The 22,539-nt window shown below is 51.3% G+C and carries 21 protein-coding genes and 1 tRNA gene; 16 read left to right on the top strand and 6 right to left on the bottom strand.

All coding sequences use genetic code 11. The annotated features are described in order from the left end of the window. Window positions 1-57 precede the first annotated feature (57 nt). On the top strand, window positions 58-1,146 hold the full coding sequence (locus ENI00_RS00445) for an NAD(P)/FAD-dependent oxidoreductase (RefSeq protein WP_304097202.1): 1,089 nt from the start codon (window positions 58-60) through the stop codon (window positions 1,144-1,146). On the opposite strand, the gene ENI00_RS00440 is transcribed toward ENI00_RS00445, so the two are convergent. Continuing rightward, window positions 1,136-2,620, bottom strand: coding sequence for an HD domain-containing protein (locus tag ENI00_RS00440; protein WP_304097199.1), 1,485 nt, complete (start codon window positions 2,618-2,620; stop codon window positions 1,136-1,138). The genes ENI00_RS00445 and ENI00_RS00440 overlap by 11 nt on opposite strands. 113 nt (window positions 2,621-2,733) lie before the next feature. On the opposite strand from ENI00_RS00440, the gene ENI00_RS00435 reads away from it, so the two are divergent. The 6 genes from ENI00_RS00435 to ENI00_RS00410 all read left to right on the top strand — a co-directional run bounded on the left by ENI00_RS00435 (window position 2,734) and on the right by ENI00_RS00410 (window position 7,220). Then, the gene (locus ENI00_RS00435; RefSeq protein WP_304097196.1) at window positions 2,734-3,954 is read left to right on the top strand and encodes a PP2C family protein-serine/threonine phosphatase; all 1,221 of its coding nucleotides are present in this window, start codon (window positions 2,734-2,736) and stop codon (window positions 3,952-3,954) included. 14 nt (window positions 3,955-3,968) lie between these two features. Continuing rightward, the gene (locus ENI00_RS00430) at window positions 3,969-4,460 is read left to right on the top strand and encodes an STAS domain-containing protein (RefSeq protein WP_304097194.1); all 492 of its coding nucleotides are present in this window, start codon (window positions 3,969-3,971) and stop codon (window positions 4,458-4,460) included. Between the two features lie 63 nt (window positions 4,461-4,523). After that, window positions 4,524-5,591 carry an NAD(P)H-dependent glycerol-3-phosphate dehydrogenase gene (locus tag ENI00_RS00425; protein ID WP_304097189.1) on the top strand — a complete coding sequence of 356 codons (1,068 nt, stop codon included), beginning with the start codon at window positions 4,524-4,526 and terminating at the stop codon, window positions 5,589-5,591. Window positions 5,592-5,616: 25 nt separating this feature from the next. Then, window positions 5,617-6,066 (top strand): phosphohistidine phosphatase SixA, encoded by a 450-nt coding sequence (sixA, locus tag ENI00_RS00420; RefSeq protein WP_304097187.1) that lies wholly within the window; start codon window positions 5,617-5,619, stop codon window positions 6,064-6,066. A 33-nt stretch (window positions 6,067-6,099) separates the two neighbouring features. After that, entirely contained in the window at window positions 6,100-6,666 is a 567-nt protein-coding gene (locus tag ENI00_RS00415) for a DUF1285 domain-containing protein (protein WP_304097184.1), read from the top strand. 92 nt (window positions 6,667-6,758) lie between these two features. Further along, a complete protein-coding gene (locus ENI00_RS00410) occupies window positions 6,759-7,220 on the top strand; it encodes an FKBP-type peptidyl-prolyl cis-trans isomerase (RefSeq protein ID WP_304097182.1) in 462 nt (153 codons plus the stop codon). Window positions 7,221-7,294: 74 nt separating this feature from the next. Here the strand turns inward: ENI00_RS00410 and ENI00_RS00405 are convergent, their stop codons facing one another. Beyond that, window positions 7,295-8,947: an electron transfer flavoprotein-ubiquinone oxidoreductase gene (locus tag ENI00_RS00405; protein WP_304097177.1), complete on the bottom strand. Its 1,653-nt coding sequence runs from the start codon at window positions 8,945-8,947 to the stop codon at window positions 7,295-7,297. A gap of 540 nt (window positions 8,948-9,487) precedes the next feature. Here ENI00_RS00405 and ENI00_RS00400 point away from each other — a divergent pair. The 9 genes from ENI00_RS00400 (at window position 9,488) to ENI00_RS00360 (ending at window position 18,167) form a co-directional block, all read left to right on the top strand. Then, window positions 9,488-10,237 (top strand): electron transfer flavoprotein subunit beta/FixA family protein, encoded by a 750-nt coding sequence (locus tag ENI00_RS00400; RefSeq protein WP_304097176.1) that lies wholly within the window; start codon window positions 9,488-9,490, stop codon window positions 10,235-10,237. Further along, window positions 10,237-11,178: an electron transfer flavoprotein subunit alpha/FixB family protein gene (locus ENI00_RS00395; protein WP_304097173.1), complete on the top strand. Its 942-nt coding sequence runs from the start codon at window positions 10,237-10,239 to the stop codon at window positions 11,176-11,178. The genes ENI00_RS00400 and ENI00_RS00395 overlap by 1 nt, the downstream gene beginning before the upstream one ends. 107 nt (window positions 11,179-11,285) lie before the next feature. Then, on the top strand, window positions 11,286-12,128 hold the full coding sequence (locus ENI00_RS00390; RefSeq protein WP_304097170.1) for a putative RNA methyltransferase: 843 nt from the start codon (window positions 11,286-11,288) through the stop codon (window positions 12,126-12,128). Between the two features lie 236 nt (window positions 12,129-12,364). Beyond that, a complete protein-coding gene (locus ENI00_RS00385) occupies window positions 12,365-13,606 on the top strand; it encodes a saccharopine dehydrogenase family protein (RefSeq protein ID WP_304097165.1) in 1,242 nt (413 codons plus the stop codon). 14 nt (window positions 13,607-13,620) lie between these two features. Beyond that, window positions 13,621-14,244 carry a class I SAM-dependent methyltransferase gene (locus ENI00_RS00380; protein WP_304097162.1) on the top strand — a complete coding sequence of 208 codons (624 nt, stop codon included), beginning with the start codon at window positions 13,621-13,623 and terminating at the stop codon, window positions 14,242-14,244. Window positions 14,245-14,383: 139 nt separating this feature from the next. Then, window positions 14,384-14,470: transfer RNA gene (locus ENI00_RS00375), tRNA-Leu, on the top strand. A gap of 217 nt (window positions 14,471-14,687) precedes the next feature. Then, complete coding sequence (locus ENI00_RS00370; protein ID WP_304097159.1) at window positions 14,688-15,725, top strand: nucleoid-associated protein; 1,038 nt, start codon at window positions 14,688-14,690, stop codon at window positions 15,723-15,725. Between the two features lie 2 nt (window positions 15,726-15,727). Next, window positions 15,728-17,233: a hypothetical protein gene (locus ENI00_RS00365; protein WP_304097155.1), complete on the top strand. Its 1,506-nt coding sequence runs from the start codon at window positions 15,728-15,730 to the stop codon at window positions 17,231-17,233. An 85-nt stretch (window positions 17,234-17,318) separates the two neighbouring features. Beyond that, a complete protein-coding gene (locus ENI00_RS00360) occupies window positions 17,319-18,167 on the top strand; it encodes an HNH endonuclease (RefSeq protein WP_304097153.1) in 849 nt (282 codons plus the stop codon). On the opposite strand, the gene ENI00_RS00355 is transcribed toward ENI00_RS00360, so the two are convergent. The 4 genes from ENI00_RS00355 to ENI00_RS00345 form a co-directional block, all read right to left on the bottom strand. Continuing rightward, on the bottom strand, window positions 18,142-19,383 hold the full coding sequence (locus tag ENI00_RS00355; protein WP_304097151.1) for a hypothetical protein: 1,242 nt from the start codon (window positions 19,381-19,383) through the stop codon (window positions 18,142-18,144). The two genes, ENI00_RS00360 and ENI00_RS00355, sit on opposite strands and share 26 nt — an antisense overlap. A gap of 972 nt (window positions 19,384-20,355) precedes the next feature. Continuing rightward, a complete protein-coding gene (locus ENI00_RS18680) occupies window positions 20,356-20,562 on the bottom strand; it encodes a helix-turn-helix transcriptional regulator (protein WP_414674183.1) in 207 nt (68 codons plus the stop codon). A 111-nt stretch (window positions 20,563-20,673) separates the two neighbouring features. Continuing rightward, complete coding sequence (locus ENI00_RS00350; protein WP_304097148.1) at window positions 20,674-21,534, bottom strand: hypothetical protein; 861 nt, start codon at window positions 21,532-21,534, stop codon at window positions 20,674-20,676. Between the two features lie 69 nt (window positions 21,535-21,603). Continuing rightward, a complete protein-coding gene (locus tag ENI00_RS00345; RefSeq protein ID WP_304097144.1) occupies window positions 21,604-22,365 on the bottom strand; it encodes an OST-HTH/LOTUS domain-containing protein in 762 nt (253 codons plus the stop codon). Between the last annotated feature and the right edge of the window lie 174 nt (window positions 22,366-22,539).

Here is a 22,539-nt window from a genome sequence, read left to right as displayed (position 1 = left end):
CTCTGATGTTCAACGACTTGTACGCTCTAACCACAGTATTTGGATGCACCATAAACCATGTTTAATCAGACATTTCATACAAATGATATACGCCGCATCGCGATTGTTGGTTCAGGTATTACGGGCCTGACGACCGCCATCAAACTGAAACAACAGGGGCACGACGTAACGATTTTTGAAAAAAGTCGAGGGCCCGGTGGCAGGCTGTCCGCAAAACGAATTGTGGGCGGCTCTTCCGACGGTTCGGTGGACATGGGCGCGCAATATTTTACGGCCCGCAACCCCGCATTCCTGCCTTTTCTCACTGAGTTTGCCGGCAAAAACTCTTTCAGCACCTGGAACGGGCGGCTCGGCTTTCAAGACAAAAACGGCCACTGGCAAACGTTCCCGGAAACGCCTCGGTATGTTGGCACGCCCAGGATGACCGCAGTTTCGCGTGCGCTGTCTGCCCACGCAACCCTTATCACCGGTACTCGCATTCAAAATATGGCCCGAACGGATACAGGTTGGGCGTTATCCGGTCGTTCTGATAGTTCTGGTAGTTCTGACAGTTCTGAGAGCAACGAAAAACCGGTAGGGGAGTTTGATAACGTCATCATTACCGCTCCGCCCGCGCAAGCGCGAGATTTGCTTACTCAGAGCGATCTTCCCGAGTTGGCGTCGCAGCTTGACGACGCTGTAAGCCGAGTGCTGCCATGCTGGGCGGTCGCCGTGGCGTTCGAGGAGAATCCCTGGCCGAGCCATGAGGGCATGCGTTGCCATCATCCGGTGCTGTTCTGGGTGGCCAACAACTCCAGTAAACCGGGGCGCGCAAATTCCGAACAAAACGGCAGCACATGGTGGGTACTTCACGCCACTCCGGATTGGACGGAGCGCAATGTGGACGCATCACAAGAACAGGTAGCAGCAGAGCTGATTGCGGCATTCAGGGAACTGACAGGAACCGGGGCGGTGGTTACCGATTCAATCACCCACCGCTGGTTGTACGCCCGTTCAGAGGGCGGTGCTAAACCTGGCTGCCTTTGGTTTCCGGAGCAGGGTATTGGCATTGCAGGCGACTGGCTTGACGGTGGCCGGGTAGAAGGCGCATTCAACAGCGCCTGTAGCCTTGTGGAGGCCTGCGCGAAAAACGCAGCTAACCGCTAATCGCAGGCCCCGAATCGTGGGTGATATCCGGGCGGGCATAGAAATGGGTGATGGTTCCGTCGCTGAACTTGCTGAAAAAGGCACTCACATCGGTGATCTTTTTCAAGGAGCGTGACCGGTCAATCGGATCACGAATCAGCACTTTGATGCCGTTGAAGTTGTCCTGGATGTTAGAAAAACGAGCCCACATGGAACAGGTCACAACGTTGACCGGGTTCAGTTCCATGGCCTCCGCCAGCCAGGCGCTATGACTCGCGATGCCGGCAGCTGAAAGATCTTCCCGGGTGTCGAGGTGATTCAGCTTAACGCGATTCACAATGCAAAAAGAGAAGCTGTTGGGGCGTTGGCGCGCAACCTTCCGAAAAGCCTCCCAAAAAAAGTTGTCGGTGAGCTCGGCAAAATAGCGCATGTTGCTCAGGCAGGTATCGATCCATTCAAAGCTTTCCGGGTCTTCCAGAACTTCGTTAATGGCCTCACGCAACAGCCAGTCAAACCCCAGTGCGGTTTTGTGGGCGTAGACTTTCCGGTACATCTGATAGCGGCTGTAAACAAAATCTTCCAGCGCGCCCAGGCCTTTCTGGGTGATTGCCAGGCCCAGCCAGGGCTCTGACTCGTCCCAACCGAAACGCAGGTTGCTCAGAAGGTGATCAAGGTTGAACCCGCCAATCGTGACGGACGAGTGAAAGCCGTCACGCAGCATGTAATCGGCTCGGTCGGCATCAATTTCCCCGGAGACAATGGATGAGAGCATATCCAGCACCAGCCGCGGAATGTTTTCGCTGATCAGCGATTCCGCCTCGGCATTTTCGCCGGCAATGAACCCCCAAAACGTTCGGGCATGGCGGCAGAAGGTTTCGCTGGGCGCAACCTCTGTGGTTTCCATAATGCCTATAACGTCGAGGGCATGGAGGCCGGCGCCTTCCAGATCAACCGCCTCCAGCACATCGTGAGCGACCCGAACCGAGTAATGCTCGTGCTCGAGCTCTTCCGGCTCTGCGCTGTGATAAGCGGAGTAATCGACACCCTCCCAAAGATCGGCGAACCGGCCAGGGCGCGACATAAGCTCGCGGATTCGTTGAGCCTGGGTAAACTGGTGAGAGAAACTGGAGTGACCGCTGTCGTGCAGCAGGCAGCCAAGGCGGATGGTTTTAGCGAGATAATCAATGGCATCAAGCTGGCTGAGGCTAAGGTCGGTCTGCTCGCTGAGCTGTCGCTCCCGGAGGTAGGCGTCAATCATTGAGCGGAACATGCGCGTGCCCACATGCATCACGCCAATGCTGTGCAGGAAACGCGAGTGTGTAGCGCCGGGGAACACCAGGCTGAGAATATCGTTTTGGCAGATATTGCGCAGCCGTTGGAACAGCGGGTGGTCAATCACCTGGATTTCATGCCGATACAAGGGAATCGCCCCGTGAACCGGATCCATGATCAGCTTGTCATAAGCACCTAACAGGTCATTTACCGCTCGTCTCATTCGCAGGAATCTCCGGATTTCGCCAAACTGGCCTTGTTATATCACAGGGGCGTGCCAAAATAGGTTTCGGAACGCCGTTTTTCGTTTATCGCTGGTAGTTTAGGGCAACAGCCATGACCTCGCGCACAGGGCGCTTACTTATTCGTATACTGATAATTGATGCAGACGAGAAGGCCCGCACTGAACTTGCGCGCTATCTTCAAACGAGAGGATTCTACGTCTCTGGCTATCGCGATGTCGCCTCTGCGAGCGCGATGATTGACGATAACATGCCCGATGTTATCTTTGCAGACCTCACGCCCCCTGAGATCGAGGATCTCGCCGGACGCCTGGAAGAATCCGAAACGCCTACCCCCATCGTGGCCTGTTCAGCCACTGAGTCCAGCAATAACGTGGTTGATGCGCTTCGGGCAGGGGCTTCTGATTTCGTGCTCAAACCCTGCGGCAGGGATAAAAAAGCGCTAAGCGACGTCATTCGCAAGCTGCTTGATCGCGTTCGTTTGGGGCGCCTGAATCAGCTTTACCGCCAAGAATTGGAAGATGCTAACCGCGATCTGCGGGACGGCATCGCTGAGTTACGCGCTGATCAGAGAGCCGGGCGCAAAGTTCAACTGCGTATGCTGCCAGAAAAAGAGCAGTTCACCGGTGGTCTGTACATCGATCACCTGATCAAGCCATCTTTATACCTGAGTGGCGACTTTCTTGATTATTTTCCACTGACCGAAGACAAAACGCTGGTTTATATTGCCGACGTGTCTGGCCACGGTGCCAGCTCTGCATTCGTGACGGTGCTGCTTAAAAACCTGAGCAATCGCTTACAACGCAACCTTCGCCGGGGGTCCAGCGACGACATCCTCTATCCGGAACGATTTCTCGAGCGTATCAACTCGGAGTTACTTGATACGGGTCTGGGAAAACACGTAACAATGTTTGTTGGTATTATTTCTCTCAGCGAGCGTAAATTACACTATGCGGTAGGGGCTCACTTCCCGATGCCAGTGCTTTCCTTTGAAGACGGCGAGACGGCCTTTCTGGAGGGCAGTGGACTTCCCGTAGGGCTTTTTGAATCGCCACAATGGGAAGTGTACGAAGTTGCATTGGACAAGCCCTTTCATCTGATTCTGTTTTCCGATGGCATTCTTGAAGTCATTCGGCAAAAGAGTCTTGATGAAAAGGAACAGAGACTACTTGAACTCGTATCTGGAGGTCGTCACACTGTCGCAGCGCTTAGCGAGGCTCTCAACCTCGACGAGATCACAGAGTTACCGGACGATATCGGTATCGTGACGGTCACTGATACGATTTTAGTGTCAGACAACACGTCGTTGAAATAGTGGCAGTGTGAGACATGGTTGGTTATAAAATCCTGCAAGCTGAAAAACAGGGCATATACGTCCTTAAGTTTATTGGAGAAATCCGGCTGAACCTTTGTTGTACGCTGGACAATCTGGTTGATTCCATCACTCTGGATCCACAGTTCAAGACCGTGGTGATCGACCTCACCGAAACGGACATTATTGACAGCACCACTCTGGGTCTACTGGCCAAGATTGCCATGGCTGCCCAGAAGCAAAGTCATTTCTTGCCCACGCTGATTTCGACCAATCCGGATATTACCCGCATCATCACCTCGATGGGTTTCAACAAAATCTTCATCATTCTCCGTGAGCCCGCCTCGCGCATTGAAGAGCTCGAAGAAATACCGGTGCTGAGGGCCAGCGAACAAGACGTTCGCGATAAGGTACTGGATGCTCACAAAGTACTTATGGGGTTGAACAAGCAGAACCGGGAAGAGTTCAAGAACCTGGTACGCGCGCTTGAATTTGAAGAGCCCGGCTGAGACGCCGTGTTTTTTTAACTCGCGCCGGCCGGTTCAGATCTGATTCAAACAAACGGAATAACTATGCCTGACAAACGTGAACCCCCTGTTAGCAGGGCCAAAGAGCCGAAGCACGACGTGGCGGTTCTCGGAGGAGGCAGCTTCGGTTCCGCCATGGCAAAGGTACTCGGGGAGAACGGCCACCGGGTTCATTTCTGGATGCGCGACGAAGTGCAGGCCGAAGAGGTCCGCACAACCCGTATAAACAGCCGCTACATGCCCGGCGTGGAAATTAAGGGCGATATTCAGCCCACCACCGATCTCGCAGACGCCGTAAACAAAGCAGAAATCGTATTTGTCGCTATTCCGAGCAAGGCTTTCCGTGCCGTTATCCGTGAAAACAGCGGTAAATTTCGCGACGGTCAGATTGTTGTAAGTCTCACCAAGGGTATCGAAGCCCACGGTTTCAAGCTCATGAGCGAAATTCTGCAGGAAGAAATTCCTCGCTGTCGCATAGGCGTGCTGAGTGGCCCTAATCTGGCGAGCGAAATTGTAAGCCGCGATCTTACGGCAACCGTTATCGCCGCTAAAGACCCCGATGTACGACGCACCGTTCAGGACCTGCTGGGTTGTGAATACTTCCGTGTGTACGCCAACGTGGATATTTACGGCGTAGAACTGGCGGGCGCGCTCAAGAACATTTACGCCATTGTGGCTGGTTTGGCATCCGCCTTGAACATGGGTGAGAACGCCAAAGCCATGCTGATCACCCGAGGGCTGGCGGAAATGAGCCGTTTCGCGGTCTGTCTTGGTGCCAATCCCATGACCTTTATGGGTTTGGCCGGCGTGGGGGATTTGATCGTCACCTGCACCTCGTCAAAGAGTCGCAACTTCCGAATTGGTTATGCCGTCGGCCAGGGTCAGGAACTGGAAGACGCCGTGGCTGAACTTGGCCAGGTGGCAGAAGGGATTTACACGCTCGAGCTGGTAAAGAAGAAGGCCGAGGCAATCGGGATATACATGCCCCTTGTGCGCGGTCTGTATGAAATTCTCTACGAAAATGCGTCCATCACTGCCGTCATTAGCAGCCTGATGATGTCCGTGCAGAACTCCGACGTTGAGTTTATTCTGCCACGAATAATGACCGAGTAGCCGGAACCACCGCGGGAGATTGTTAGTGCAGCTGCTTATCATGCGTCATGGCGAAGCTGGTTGGCATTCGTTGGACCAGGAGCGAACGCTCACCGAAGCCGGTCGGAGCCAGACTGCAGAGTGCGCAGCTCGGATCGCAGCGTCGCCCTGGCGGCCAGAACAGATCTGGAGCAGCCCCTATGTGCGGGCAAGGCAAACGGCGGCGATTGTCTCGGAAATTCTGAATTGCCCGGTAGACGAGAAAGCGTTCATGACACCCGACGATGATCCGGGATTGCTTCTGGACGCCCTTCTTGAAAATCAGTTCTCACCGCTTATGTTGATTTCCCACATGCCCCTGGTCGGAAGCCTGGCTACACTTTTGGTTGATGGGCATAGACGCGGTATTCCCTTTATGACCGCACAGGCTGTCGTGCTCGACATGCCGGTGATCGGTCCTGGCTGCGCCGACTTGAAAACCCAGTTTTTGCCCTGATTGTGGTTAGATAACCCGTTTACGGAGCAGAGTATGAGCCAGAACCCGGAAAATCTCGTCGAGCAAGTGGGGGAAACGACCAAGAACCTCAACAAACCGCCGCTTGAGAATTGGCATCCCGAGCTTTCGGGAGACATGGATCTGCGCATAAGCCGAGACGGAAAATGGATTCATAAAGGCGAGCCGTTGGGTCGGGATGCCATTGTAAGGCTGTTCTCTACTATTCTTCGTCGCGAGGAAGACGATCGATACTACTTGATAACACCCGTAGAGAAATGGCGAATTCAGGTAGACGACACGCCTTTGCTGGCCCACTCTCTTGAGGTGGAGGGCAACGGAAAAACGCAAATCATAAGGCTAACCACAAACATTGGCGAGATTCTTGAGGTCGGTGACGAGCATCCGCTTGATGTCAGCACCTATGAGGACTCAGGGCAACCCAGGCCAGTTATTCGGGTTCGTCACGGCCTGGACGCCCGGCTTGTAACCGCAGCTTATTACGATCTGGCAGAACATATTGTGGAAGAAACGGTCGATGGACAGGCAGTAATGGGCGTATTTAGCCAAGGAAATTTTTACAAAATCGGGCAGGGCGGTTGAAAAGCGTTGTCATGCCCCCAGAAATGATCTTGGAAAACGTACACTATTTCCTTTAATCAATTAAACGTCATTGCTATGCGCAAGGAGATCACATGGCTCAACCTCGTGTTGTCACCATCCATTACACGCTCACCAACAATCAGGGAGAAGAACTCGATTCCTCCCGTGTAGAAGGTCGTGAGCCGTTGGCTTATCTGGAAGGTGCCCAGAACATCATCGGTGGACTGGAAAGTGCACTGAACGAAAAAAGCGCAGGCGACCAGGTAAAGGTTTCTGTAGAGCCAGCTGAAGGCTACGGCGAAATTAACGAAGAGCTGGTTCAGCCGGTTCCGCGTACGGCTTTTGAAGGCGTAGAGTCAATTGAGCCTGGCATGCAGTTCCAGGCGCAGACTCCGGGCGGCCCTCAGGTTGTTCGTGTCGTTGAAGTTAACGAAGAGACCGTCACCATTGACGCGAATCATCCGCTGGCAGGGGAAACTCTGCACTTCGATGTAGAAGTCATCGAAGCGCGTGAAGCGACCGACGAAGAGCAAGAGCACGGCCACACTCACTAGGCGTTGCTTGGCAGTATCAAAAAAACGGCTCCTTAGGGAGCCGTTTTTTTATGCCTCTTTATCCAAATCTGAACTTACATATTCGGATAGTTGGGGCCGCCGCCGCCTTCTGGCGTCACCCAGGTAATATTTTGGGAAGGATCCTTGATATCACAGGTTTTGCAGTGAACACAGTTCTGGGCGTTAATCTGGAATTTTTTGCCGTTGCCGTCTTCCTTTTCGACAACTTCGTACACGCCTGCAGGGCAGTACCGCTGAGCCGGTTCATCGTATTTCGGAAGATTTACATCCAGCGGTATGTCCGGGTCGGTCAGCTTGAGATGAATCGGCTGGTCTTCCGCATGGTTGGTGTTTGAAACAAACACCGACGTCAGACGATCAAACGTCAGCTTGTTATCCGGCTTCGGATACGTCACCTTTTTGCTCTCTGACGCAAGCTTCATTGTGGCGTAGTCTGGCGTGAGATCGTGGAAGGTAAACGGCAGGCTTCTGTGCAGAATGTTCTGCTCGAAGAATGCCACTGCACCACCCAAAAAGTTACCAAATTTGTGCATCGCCGGTGCAAAGTTACGCTCGTCATAGAGCTCTTTATAAAGCCAGCTCTCCTTGAAGCGATCGCCGAAACCGGTTATTTCCTCACCCGTTTGCCCGCTCTTCAGCGCTTCAAATACCGCTTCCGCGCCCAACAGGCCAGACTTCATTGCGGTATGAGAGCCTTTGATTTTGGAGCTGTTCATGGTGCCAGCGTTACAACCCAGCAGCAGGCCACCCGGAAAGCTCATTTTCGGTAGAGAATTATAACCGCCTTTGGCCAGCGCGCGGGCGCCGTAGGACACGCGCTTGCCGCCTTCCAGATACTTTTTAATCTCCGGATGCAGCTTCAAGCGCTGAAACTCACCAAACGGGCTCAGGTGCGGATTGCTGTAAGACAGGTCCGTAATAAGGCCAACATAAACCTGGCCGTTTTCAAGGTGATAAAGGAAGGAGCCACCGGTTGAACCCGTTTCGCTCAGAGGCCAGCCGGTGGTGTGGACAACCAAGCCTGGCTCATGCTTCGCAGGGTCTATGTCCCAAAGCTCCTTGATACCAAGGCCGTAGTGCTGGGGATCCTTGCCTTCTCTCAGATTGAAATCGCTGATCAAGCGTTTGCCCAAGTGACCATGAGCGCCCTCGGTAAACAGGGTGTACTTGGCTCTCAACTCCATACCTGGCATATAGCCATCTTTCTCGGAGCCGTCACGGGCTACGCCCATGTCGCCGGTAAGAATACCTTTGACCTGGCCGTCCTCAACGATGGTCTCGTAAGCAGAAAAACCCGGATAGACTTCAACACCCAATGCTTCAGCCTGCTCGGCCAGCCACCGGCACAGGTTACCAAGGCTGATGATGTAATTGCCGTGGTTGTGCATGTTTTTCGGCACAAAGGCGTTGGGGATTTTAGAGGCGTTTTCCTGACTTCTCAGCAGAAAAATATCGTCGCGGGTAACCGGAGTGTTCAGGGGCGCGCCTTTCTCTTTCCAGTCCGGAAAGAGCTCATTAAGGGCAGTCGGTTCAAAAACGGTACCCGCCAGTATATGAGCGCCAATTTCTGACCCTTTTTCCACCACACATACGGTCAGTTCTTCGCCGGCTTCCAGCGCCAGTTGCATCACACGGCAAGCCGCCGAAAGGCCAGCAGGTCCGCCGCCGACGATAAGAACATCAAACTCCATCGATTCGCGTTCCACCTTGGTCTCCTCAAACATTTTTAATGAATATTATGCGCCCGCAGGCTTATTTTTCAGGGTGATTATTATACCGTTATATGCACCCATAAACGACTTTCCTTCACGGGTGATTCCGCCCCTTTTGTTTCGAAAGGATACCGTATTCGACTAGTCAAACAAACGTTTGTTTGAATTTTACGGCGATTTTCAGCATTGTCGATGAACACCAAAATCCTTCGTAGTGACCTGATTTAACGATATTATTCATTATTTGAGATCAGATGTAAGCCTGCCTGTTTGCTCAACAGACACGCATAGCATGTCCGGCTGGACTATTGACCCACCAAAATTTTGCCTTCAGTATTGATCCGCCGTGACGGATGGCCCCAGTGCGAGGCCGCTGTTTGTAACTTTCGCTCAGGTTACCCATAATTCCTGTATCCTGACGAGACGAAATAATCAAACAAGCAATTAGCATGCTCCGCAATTCGCCTGTACAAGGCCAACGCGCGAGTATCTTGATTGAGAGTCATTAACCCATTGTAGAAGAACGAGGAATCTATGAAGGTTCTGGTCGCTGTAAAACGAGTAATCGATTACAACGTAAAGGTACGCGTCAAGCCGGACAATACCGGTGTTGATCTCGCCAACGTAAAAATGGCAATGAACCCGTTCTGCGAAATTGCTGTTGAAGAAGCGGTTCGCTTGAAAGAAAAGGGTGTTGCTAATGAAATCGTCGTGGTTTCCATTGGCCCCAAGGCGTGCCAAGAGCAAATTCGTACTGCTCTGGCGCTGGGCGCTGACCGTGGTATTCACGTTGAAACCGATGAAGACGTCCAATCTCTTGAAGCAGCCAAACTCTTAAAGGCTGTTGTAGAGAAAGAAGAACCACAGCTCGTCATTCTCGGCAAACAGTCCATCGATTCTGATAACAACCAGACGGGGCAGATGCTGGCAGCGCTGACCGGTATGGCTCAGGGCACATTTGCTTCTGAAGTCGTTGTGGATGGCGAAAAAGTGAACGTTACCCGCGAGGTAGACGGCGGTCTTATGACCGTTTCCCTTAAGCTGCCGGCTGTCGTAACAACAGATTTGCGTTTGAACGAGCCGCGCTATGCGTCTCTGCCAAACATTATGAAAGCCAAAAAGAAGCCGCTCGACGTTATGAGCCCGGCCGATCTGGGTGTTGAAATCACGCCGCGCCTGACCACGCTGAAAGTTGAAGCACCGGCAGCCCGTCAGGCAGGTGTAAAAGTGGCCGACGTAGCCGAGCTGGTCGATAAACTGAAGAACGAAGCGAAGGTGATCTGATGAGCATCCTTGTAATTGCTGAACACGACAACAGCAGCCTTAAGCAGGCGACCCTGAGTGTTGTAGCGGCTGCCAAAGCCATCGGCGGCGATATCGATGTATTGGTTGCCGGCGAAAACTGCGGCGCCGTTGCGGAAGCAGCGTCCAAGGCCGAAGGCGTGTCGAAGGTGCTGGTTGCCGACAATGCCGTCTATGGGCACTTCCTTGGTGAAAACCTGGGTGACCTGGTTGCTGAACTGGGAAAAGGTTACAGCCACATCCTGACGTCTGCCGGTACCACGGGTAAGGACTTCATGCCGCGCGTTGCGGCGCTGCTCGATGTTGCTCAGGTATCCGACATCATTCGCGTGGAGTCTGAAGACACGTTCGTTCGCCCGATCTACGCCGGTAACGCTATCGCAACGGTTAAAGCCGGTGACAGCATCAAGGTTATCACCGTGCGCCCGACAGGTTTTGACCCGGTGGCAGCCGACGGCGGTTCCGCTTCCGTAGAGCAGCTGGACGTTGTGAAAGACGCAGGCCTTTCTACGTTTGTCAGCGAGCAGAAAGCCAAATCTGACCGCCCGGACCTGGCCAGTGCCGGTATTGTTATCTCCGGTGGCCGTGGCATGCAGAACGGCGAGAACTTCAAAATGCTGGAGCAGGTTGCTGATCTGCTGGGCGCCGGCATGGGTGCGTCCCGTGCCGCTGTTGACGCAGGCTTTGTGCCGAACGACATGCAGGTAGGCCAAACCGGTAAGATTGTGGCTCCGCAGCTGTATGTGGCGGTGGGTATTTCCGGTGCCATTCAGCACCTGGCCGGCATGTCGGATTCCAAAGTGATCGTTGCGATCAACAAGGATGAAGAAGCGCCGATCTTCCAGGTTGCCGATTATGGCCTGGTAGCGGACCTGTTTGAAGCCGTGCCGCAACTTGAAGAAGAGCTGAAGAAAGTTCTGTAACCTTCTCTTGAGCTTAAAAAAAGGCACCTTCGGGTGTCTTTTTTGTTGCACAATCATAAACTGTGAATATAGCCCCACAACCATTCTGTTATGACGGACACACTCCAATGACCATCAGCCCGTTCGAAGCGCTTGCCTGTCCACTCGACGGCTCTGCGTTGCAGATCAGCAACAGGAGTTGGCAATGCGCTCACGGACACAGTTTTGATACGGCGCGTCAGGGGTATGTGCATCTTTTGCCGGTTCAGAACAAACGCTCGAAAGACCCGGGCGACAACAAGGAGATGGTCGCGGCGCGCCAGCGCTTCCTGAACAGGGGGTTCTATCAACCCATTGCCGATGCCGTCAGCCGAACCGTATGTCCTGAAAGTTCCAGCGATTCCTACCTGAGCTGCCTGGACGCCGGGTGCGGAGAAGGCTACTACCTGCGCTGTCTCGCCCAACACGCATCGACAGCGACACACTTATCCCTCATGGGGCTCGATATATCCAAGTGGGCCGTATTGTCAGCCGCTAAACAGGACAAGAATCCCGCCTGGGTAGTCGGGAGCAACGCCAACCTGCCCGCACGCCCGGAAACGCTGGATCGAGTGCTGTGTCTGTTCGGCTTCCCCGTTTATACGGAGTTTGCGCGGGTGCTGAAGCGTGGCGGAGAAATCGTTCAGGTGGATGCAGGGCCAGACCACTTGCGAGAGCTGAGGGAAATAATTTATCCGGAGCTCAAAGAACCCCGACAATTAAAGGGCACAGCGCTCGATGGGTTTATAAATCTGGATACACACACGGTTCGCTATAGCCTGATGCTGCCCGATAAAAGCTCGATCGCGGATTTGCTTGCCATGACACCGCACTTGTATCGCGCCAATGCGCAGGGCCTGGCCCGTGCCGCAGAGCTTGAATCACTCACCGTGACGGTGGAGGCCACGCTCAGGCGCATCAGAAAGATCTGATTTCAATGCCAGAGCGTTCCGCTCCGGGAATAAATCTCCTGCCGGTGAAGACCTCCTGAACAATCAATGGCGATTTTTTAAACAACACCTACACTCAGAGCCTCCGGGCTCCTTTTCCCCGCACTACCTTTAAAGTCGAACGCACGTTCAAACCTGTTAAGATTGGCCTGACGTAATTCCCCAGCGCACGTTGATACGCGCCAATTTCCATGGATCCTCCAAAAGAAGGTCAGGCTATGACTGATTCAGCAGAAACCACCTACGACCTGGTTGTCTTCGGTGCCACCAGCTTTGTCGGCCAGATACTCACGCGTTATCTGTTTGACGCCTACGGTGTGGCTGGCGAGGTGAAATGGGCCATTGCAGGACGGTCGGAGGCTAAACTCGACGAGTTAAAATCGGGTTTGGGCGCCGATGCGAGTGCGTTGCCTGTGATTTTGGCTGACGCCAACGACCACCTGGCCCTGAAAGCAATGTGTGAGCAAACCCGCGTGATTATCTCCACGGTTGGACCTTACGCGTTGTTCGGGGAGCCGCTGGTAAAAGCCTGTGTAGAAACGGGCACCGACTACTGTGATTTAACCGGTGAAGTGCAGTGGATTCGCCGCATGGTTGAGCGCTATGAAGACCAGGCCAAAGCATCCGGAGCGCGCATTATTCATTGCTGCGGTTTTGACTCCATTCCGTCGGATATGGGGGTTTGGTTCTTGCAGCAGCAGGCAGAAAAAACGTTTGGCGAGCCCTGCCAAGACGTGCGAATGCGGGTAAAAGTCGCCAAGGGAGGCATTTCTGGCGGCACAGTCGCGTCTATGATGAACGTGGCCAAAGAAGCCGCAGCTGACCCCAAACTGCGCAAGGAGCTGGCCAACCCGTTCTCTATTTGCCCACCGGAACATCGCTCAAAAACGCGGCAGCCAAGCTTGAAAGGCGCTGAGTTCGATAAGACATTTGATGTTTGGCTAGCGCCGTTTGTTATGGGGGCGATCAATACCCGCGTGGTGCACCGCTCAAACGCAATGCAGGGCGCCCGTTACGGCAAAGAATTCACCTACGATGAAGCCATGATGGCGGGTCGCGGCACTAAAGGCCGTTTAACGGCTTACGGCATCACGGCAGCGTTGGCGAGCTTCTTCACCGCATCCGCGATCAAACCAACGCGCTGGGTGGTTGAGAAGTTTGTACCCCAGGCCGGTGAAGGCCCAAGCCCGGAAGCTCAAAAGTCCGGGTTCTACGATTTGCGCTTTGTAGGGCGCACCCAGGATGGCAGAACCATGATCACAAAAGTGACGGGCGATGCTGACCCAGGCTACGGCTCTACCAGCAAAATGCTTGGCGAAGCTGGCATGTGCCTCGCGTTCGACATTCCCGCCGATCAGCCGGGCGGTTTCTGGACACCCGCATCGTTACTGGGCAGCAAACTGATGGAGCGCCTGACAACAAAAGCCGGGCTGACCTTTGAGTTAGTTGAAACCCGCTAGAGCAGGGCGATTGCATGAGCTTTTACGAAGAACGCATTCTGCCGCACATTATTGATCGTGCCTGCTCTATGGGGCAGGTTATGAAATTGCGCAGCCAGCTCGTGCCGCTGGCCAAAGGCCGCGTGCTTGAAGTTGGAATGGGCTCGGGTATTAACCTTGCGTTTTACAACCCGAACACCGTTGAGATGGTTTACGGGCTTGAACCTTCGGAAGGCATGCGACGCAAAGCGCAATCAAATTTGAAACGCTCATCGATGCGTGTGGAGTGGCTAGGCCTGCCAGGGGAACAGATACCTCTGGACGACAACAGCGTGGACACGGTACTGCTAACGTTCACGCTGTGCACCATTCCCGACTGGAGCACCGCACTGCAGCAAATGAAACGCGTACTGAAGCCGGGCGGCGAACTTCTGTTTCTCGAACACGGCGAGGCGCCCGAGGAAAATATCCGTAAGTGGCAGCATCGGATTACCCCCGGCTGGAAAAAGCTGGCCGGTGGTTGCCACCTGAATCGCAGTATTGCCGACCTGATCCGAGATGCGGGGTTTGAGCTGACCGAGCTTGAAAATTTTTACCTGCCTGGCGCACCGAAAATAGCCGGCTATATCTATAAAGGGATCGCAAAAAAGCCGGCCTAAGCCTTTCTCCGCGCAGATACCAAGGGCAGGAGCGACCCCAAGACCCTCTCCGCCGCAATCAGGAGCCACCTGATGGCGTTTTGAATTGCGTTATCACCCATGGCCTTATACAATTCTGCCCTTCAAAACCTCCCCGAATGCTCCGGTGGTGGAATTGGTAGACACAAGAGACTTAAAATCTCTCGACCCCTGGGTCGTGCCGGTTCAATTCCGGCCCGGAGCACCATATAAAACAGCATCTTATGCTAGTTCTCGCCTAAAGCCCTTTGTGATAAATTTCAAATGTAGACGCTATGTAGACAGCTTGCGATCGGAATCGTTGATACGCATCTAGCACTTTTGCATTTGCGAAATAGCAATCATGATCCCTCGTATGGCAAACTCCGTGGATAAGCATACTAGCTAGTTGCTGAATAACACGAAAATAATAGACAAGGACGGATATGGAAGGCCTCAAGATTGACCAGTACTCGCTTCACCATTTAGATGTTCCTAGCGAAACCGCAACTAGCGTTTCTTTAGACAAAGCTCATAAGGACCTAGAGGAATATGTTGTTGATTTGGTGCAAGAAATATTAACTTTGAAACGTGGTCGTTTCTTCGAGTTCTCCTCTAAAACGGAAGAAGTTCCCGCTCGTATCTTAAAGATGGGGACTGACGATGAGTGGTCTGAGCACGCCGACATAGTGGCAAAAAAACTCATTCGTGAGGAAGTTGATCGCCAAAAGAAAGTGGAGGGGATCGCGGATATACGAAAGGGCAGCTTGCTTCAGGTCTATGCTGAACACAATTCGGGATCTTTGATCCTTTTTATAAAAATCGACCATGAAAAAATCGTTGATGCCAGTGCTCTATCGATTCGTTCTGGGTTACCTGTAAAGAAAGATAGGGTTCAGAAATCTTGTCTTGCAAGATTTTCCACAGCTGACGAATTGGAAGATTTAATTATATCTGACAGCAACTCAACAATATCCGAGTACTGGTGGAAAAACTTTTTGGCATGCAAAGAAAAGCAATCTTCGAAGACGAACACCAGTAATGCATATGTTAATATCGATAATTTGTTAAGAAGACGGCTTAGAAAGAAGTTTCCTGCAGACTATCACTATCTGAAAAACGATCTAAACTCTTATTTTGCCAATAATGATGGTTTTGTTTTCCAGGAGGTAGTCGATTTATTCAGTAACTATAAGCCTGAAAATAAAGAGCTTGAGGCGAAGATGCCGGAAATTGTTTCCAGTCTTGAAAAGCTTCCTGAGGAAAAAAACTTCGATAGGCAATTTGATCTCGAAACAAGCGGTATTAGGTCGAAAATTCGGCACAAAGTTCACTTAGCGGAGAATTTTGAGCTTCGGCTTAATGGTGATGTGCCGGATCTAGACGATATTGTAGATACTGGCTCGGATGATAAGGGAAAGTTTATTAAAATTTATTCTGAGTCCGGGTATAGAGAATTTTATAAGAAAAAAGAAGATAACTAAAAATGAGCCTTATAAGTTCTTGTTTGAGATTGCTGTCTAGTTCCTATGGAAAGATTTCTGTAGATGAGAACTTTGTAAAATATGATGGCGAGTTCTTATTGAAAGATCATTATCTTTTAGATGATGCATCTGATAACTTAAAGGCCCTATTTGCGGATCAACCTAAAACCCAGGATCGATTTACTCTTAAATTTTCTGTGGGTATAGAGGATCCAGTTGTCATCGATCCTCATGACGCCGAGTCTATACGAGATAAACTAGATAATGTTGCCGATGCTCTCACGCGTATAGAAGACGGTGAGCATTTTCATTTAACTATTAGGGTAGATAAAGCCTTTTCTAACGACTCGTCTCTGACGGTCACTTCAGTATATTCTCAGGACGATTTTTCTAAATATCTAAGCAATCTTTCTCTACAAGAGGCGCTAGAAAAGTGGAATAGGTTCTCGGACTGTAATGGAGTGGTGTTTAAGGTATGGGACGACGTACCTTCTTTTCGAACGAATAGTTTTTTATTTGTTTCTGCATATCAATTTCATGAATCCATCGCTAACAATAATCTGAATCGAGAGGCAAAAGAGTTAAGAAAGTCTCGAATTGATAACCGGAATCGTTGCTCTCATTTCGCAAATGCTTATTTAATTAGCTTGATTCCAGAAGATTTTTATTTGGTAGGCAGTTCAGGAAACGATGAAATTGATAAGCACTTTAATATATTGTGTTCTGCTTTGTCGGTAATATTCCTGGCTGACATTACTTCAGTTGATAAAGATGCCCTAAATTATACGCTTAAGGGATATAAAACTTTCTCATCTGCGGTTAAGCCCGATGGCAACACTCCTATATTTTTAAAAGAATTGTTCACTATTTATGAGTGGACGTATGGCGCCGGTAATTTTGTCGATAAAATTGGTCTTGCTAGAAATGTAATTACACTGCATTGCCCTGGCGACGAAATTGCCAACATTGAGGAATGCGCAGCTCTTTCGATATTTTCAGCTTACGAAATTTATCTCAAAGAAAACGTAAAGCAGTATATCGATGTCAAAAACAAGATTCTCGACTTTGTACATTCACAATCGGACAAATCGAAGGATCTTGTCAATGGCATGTTTTCGACGTTAAAAAGCACATTTTGGTCTATAATTACATTTTTCATTTCAATATTTCTTCTTAGGGTTTTAGTTCAAAAAAAACAGACCCAACTGATGACCGAAGAGGTTTCGTACGTTGCATTCGCGTTAATAGCTATTTCATTTATTTACTTGATTGTTTCGGTTATAGAAGTAAACCGCGATAAGCACAGACTTTTAAAGCGGTATGATGATATAAGACTTCGATATACCGATATTCTTAAAGCGGACGATATTGAGAGAATTTTAGGCAAAAGTGACCCTAAGGCTTCTGAAACACAGTTTATCGAAAAACAGCGGAATTTATTTGTTTTTACCTGGGTTGCTTCAAACATAGTCCTGTTGATTTTGGTTTTCGTTCTCAGGTGCGTGTAGAAGTATTTTATTTATGTTTTTGTTTATTATAACGCCACCGTGAGTGGAGTTATAAGATTACTATAATACAAGGTTGAGGTGGGAAATGCATTTTGAGGTGGGCAAGGAATACAGCCGAAAAACTGATATTCATGGACGATTCGGAGGGCAGGCCCAAGGCGGTATATCCACGCCAAAAAATTATCCGGCGATTTTCCTTTTTACCTCAGAGACAGGCGCGCAGCACGGGTACCGTGATGAATATCGGGAGGATGGTGTTTTCTGGTATACCGGTGAGGGTCAAACCGGGGACATGAAGATGGCGTCTGGTAATAAAGCCATTATGGAACACTCGCGCACGCAGAAGACCCTTCACCTTTTTGAATATGTAAGGAAAGCTGTGGTTAGGTACATCGGCTCCGCTGAGTGCTTGGGATACCACGAAGAAATCCGACCAGATCGTGAAGGCAGCGATAGGATTGTATTTGTTTTTCATCTTGATGTTGATTCCGTTCCTGATCCCGTGGGACATGATCTTACAACGAGCGACCCACCTCAGATCGGGTCGCTGAAAACTCTCAAACTAAAAAGTCTCGATGAACTTCGGAACGCTGCTCTCGCCAAGAAACCTAACACACAAAGCACAATTGAGCGGCGGTATGCTGCATTTTTTCGGTCTCAGGCGATAAAGCTTTATGCTTTGGCCCGTGCTAAGGGAGTTTGTGAGGGGTGCAAAGAGCCGGCTCCGTTTCAGTCAAAGATGGGTCCCTATCTTGAGTGTCATCATTTATATCGGGTAGCTGATGGTGGCCCCGATCATCCGGAAAATGTGGTTGCCATTTGTCCGAATTGCCATCGACGCGCTCACTATGCTCAAGATGCTATTTCCTTTAATAAAGAGCTGATGAATATTGCCGTTCAAAAAGAAGCTAGCTTTCAAAGCGGTTTGAAATAGTACAGTTATTGACAGAACTCCAAGGAGATCTCACGTATGAAGGTTGAGCCTTTGCTTCAGCAATAGGCGACGAAATACGGCTGTTCTCCGGCTCGTCTGCGGGGTCCCATCCTCGATAATCACCTTCGAGGTCGAACTCACCCGATTCGGCTTGTTGGTACCAGGCAGCAAAATCTTCCGCGCTGGCGTTGAGGCGCGACCCGTTCCTTCGCAACAACTGATTCTGCCGCCATTGTTTCAGCCATAGGCTTTCCTGCGGTCGCTCTGACCACCCTTGGCGATGGGCCCAGGTTATGAATCGGTTTAGCTGTTCCTGTCTTTTAAACACGGCTCCATATTTGCTAACTCTTGGTAAAAGTGCGATCTCACGCCGTACCTTTTCAAGCGCGTTGCCGATGGCTTTGCGCTCGTGAGGTTGTGCTGCGAGGATCTGGACTACCTTTCCGGCTCTTACGCTAATATCACCAGTTAGCTTCTTTTTCAGGTAATCACGACGCGCTATTTTAGGGCCGTGTTTGGTATTCCATTTCTCGTGTGCTTCAGCCAGGAGCCATCCCATGAGGCCAACCTGGTGCCGTTCGCATTCAATCCAGCCGGGCGCCCTGGCTCTGGTACTTATGCCGTAACGGTTGCCTCTGATGTCTCCTTGATCGGTTTTGCCTTGAGCTTTGCTTAGATAACCCGCCGCCTTTGCTACATAACCCCCGGCTTTCTGCGGATCCTTGATTTTCTCCAAATGTGCGAACCCGTGACCCCATAGTTTTTCAAGTCGAGCGGCCCAGGCGTCAAAGTGACGAAAGTCTACGCGCCATTTCATCATTAAATGCACGTGGGGGTTCTCTCCCAGGTATTCGCCGGTTTCCGTGTCGATCCGGTCGGGATTCTCAGCTACCCATAAATACGCCAGGGGTTCAGGCTCAAATTTTATCGGGGTCGCAACTGCGTCGAACTGGTCACCCTTCAATGCCGGGCGTTTTTTGGCTACGCACTTTCGGGAACCGGCAACTTTCACCGTTTCGCCCTGGTCATTCTGATACTGCCACCCGCGTTGATACATTTTATTTGCGGCTTCGAAAAAGCGGCTTGCCTCTTTTTGTACTGACCATTTCCACCCCATTTTCAGCGGCGTATACAGCGCGCCGCTTTCCTCATGCCGAATTTTTCCGGCTTGCTGGTTTATTTCGGCAACGTTATACCGTGGGGTTTCGCTTTCCAAATCATAGCGTACCCCAAGTGGGCCCTGTTTGGCCCTGGCGGGCTCTGCGGGTATTACGGGAAAGCCGGATTCATTGGCCGGAAACATTGGAACCATTACGCGGCGCCCAAGTTTTTCGCGGGCGTCCTGGCTTAACGTTAGGGTTGCGAATGTGGAAAAACCGCCACGTTGGCAGGCCATAAAATAACAGGCTTCCGATATTTTACGGGCCCCACGTTCTGTGAGCATCGAGGTAATACGATCCCCCGCGTTGTCCGGGGTCTGTGCACCGGCTCCCGGCCTGGTTTCCATCCTTATCCGGTATTCACCAGCCCAGTCACGACGCTCAATAACGGTCCACGTGCCCGCCTGATCAAGGTCACGTGCGTATCCAGGCTTCGCCTTTTCCAACTGTATTGGTACGGGCTTGCACCCGTGAGGTTTCCGGTTGAAGAATGCCCCTGTCAAACCTGGGAAACGGTCTGTCGGACTTTTCGTCGCCTTGACTAGCCTATAGGCTTCAGCGCGCCTTTGGCCCACTTCCGCCTGGCGAGCAACCCGCTGCTCCTGAAGTTTGAGCTTTAGCTCTGGGTGTACCCGATCAATAAATGGTCCGTTAGATCCATCAAAAAACCGGGCGGCAGATTCCTGCGCCCGGTTCAAGGTTTCTTGACTGGTATAGCTGGGTTTCATGTCACACCTTTTCTGATGCTTTAGGACCAATAGCATTGTGTTCGGAGTGAAGTTTATAAGGCTGGAACTCAAGTACCCCCGAACCTATTAGGTATCGGTTTTGGGGTTCATCAGGTACCGTACCTGACGCCAAACCCCTTGGTATTACCGGGGTCCGACCTTCTGCCATAGGTACCCATGACCTAATAGGCCATTCAGTACCTAAATGGGTTTTCAAACTTTGCGGGCGCTTTTGATCCACAAAAAAATGAATATTGAGGATAATGCTCAACATTAACGTACCGAGCATGGTCAAACCCCTCATAGCGACACCGCCACATGGGATGTTGAACGGCGGACCTGGTTTTCAATGAACTGGTTTAGGTCATCCAGACGATATCGAACCGCTCGACTCCCGACCTTTATGAAGCGAATACGTCCGGTGTAGCAGCGATCCCGCTCAAGAAAGGCGCAACTTACGCCTAAGAACTCAGCGGCTTGTTTGGTATTGAATAGGGCTGTGTGCATGGTGTATCTCCATTCGCGTTATTTGACGTTGGAGAGACTTTGCGGGTTTCGAGGTAAGCAGAATATTCCCGCCTGGCTCAGACGGGAGGTTAGCAGTGTCAGACGGGAGGTTTATTGGCGGGCAGGGCGGCCGCCTTTTTTCATTTCTTTGGGGCGCGGATCCAAGTCTTTGATCCATTCCCGGACTGTCTTATCACCGTCGTAGTATTTTCCGCCGCCAATATTCTTGATTGACGGATCGCGGATAAGGTCAGCAATGGTTCGGTCTGGGCTTGCAAGCCATAGCTGGGCTGCAATCTCACGACAAAGGAGCCGGTGCTTTTGCTTGGAGTCCAAGCGAGACCAGAAGGCATCAATATCATCTCGTTTCATTCGAGCGGCGCGGTTACGGACGGAATCGCCTGAATTGCCGGTTTCCAAATATCGTTGATGATCCTGTTGTTCCATTTCCGAAAACCAGAAGGAGGCCAGGGGCGCGCCACCGATCTCACAGAGATGAAGTACATCCGACCTCAATACATGAACCTTTTCGAGGTCAGCCTTTCGAAACACCCTCTGGTCGAAACACAGAGGGAAATCCTTCACCGCCTCGTCGTGCCGCCGAGTCCAGTTCGCCGAGAAATCTTCGTAACGCTCCTGGCGTTCGTCCTCGCTCAGACCATTGGCTGATTCGGTTGACTGAAGTCTCTGTGTTGTACAACCGTCCGTTATCTGCCCCGTCTCTACTTCTGAATCCATGAGTTCTGGAACAATAAAATCATCAAAGCTCGGCAAGGACTTCAGGCTTTTGCGAACCACCCCTTGGGGTGAGCAAACGAAGAGCTCGTGGGAAAATTGCAGTCGGGTGATGGTGCGAAGACTGTCTTGAACGATTAACGGCAAAGCCTGTGGGTCTGTTGAGTTGGGGTCATAGCCGTGCCACCGGTGGGCGACCTCCCAGACACTCAGGTGATCTATGACGGAATGCAGCATCGAATTGTCCTTACGGTTCGCAGATGAGAGCAATCTGGTTAGGTTTGAATTGCCGTTAAAGGGATGGTGTCACCGGCTCCTGAAAAAGGTCATGGAAGTTGCTTCTGGATCCCGCTTCCGGCGGATATCAAATAGACCCGACGTATGGAGCAGGTTCCGCCAACTGACGCAGCCGTGGGCTTTGGGAGTAAGGTCGGGGTTCTGATTCTTAATGACTTCAATGGCGAGCGCCAGGTCAGTCCATCCGTCCTTAGTGAGCATGGATTCTGCGCGCATCAATTCTCCGACGATACGGGCGTTGGGCCAGTCAATATCGTCTCCGGGTAAAAAGCCAAACTTGAACCATGCTCTGATCTGAGGCGACTGGAGCATATCCTTCAGGGCGGACATGCCGCTTACCCTCGCTTGATCCCAACCCTGGAGCCGTTTCATATGGGACTTGAGCATTTCCTGCACTGTTTCGAGGTGAGCGATAGCCTGCTCGCAGGAATCTTGGTCAGTCAGAGGAAAGCGCTGCAGAAAGTGATGCACCAATTCATTCCTCGTGGCGACAAGATAGGCTAAATCATCCAGTAACGTCTGACGCTCCTCTTGGCCTACAATCAGGCTCATTCTCGTCTCAAACTGAGGCAGCACGGGCTCTGGAAGTGGATGATCATTTGTCGCCGGTTTCAACTCAGCTTCGCTCTTCGTCAAGAAATAGGTGCCCGTGAAGTCGCCTATCAATTGCCCAAGGGTCTTGCTGCTGTAATGGGACTTTCGTTCCAGCAGGTTCGTTTCCCATGTCTCTGTGTCACCACTGAGCACCAACAACGAAAGAAACCCTTTCATTCCAAGTTCGTATCGTTGGAGGTTAAGCACGCACCGGCCCATGAGGTCGAAAACGTGCGTTCTGAGTTCCTCAGTCGTTTTATCGTGCTGATCAGACAATGTTTTTACCCCACCTTCTTTCGGTTGTATGCCTATCCATTTAGTCTGACTTCATCAGTGAGCAGCGACTGCAAA

The organism is Marinobacter antarcticus (assembly GCF_011049865.1).
Classification (GTDB): Bacteria; Pseudomonadota; Gammaproteobacteria; order Pseudomonadales; family Oleiphilaceae; genus Marinobacter; species Marinobacter antarcticus_A.
The sequence above is the reverse complement of the archived record's forward strand: the minus strand, read 5'-3'. Positions and strand labels throughout refer to the sequence as shown.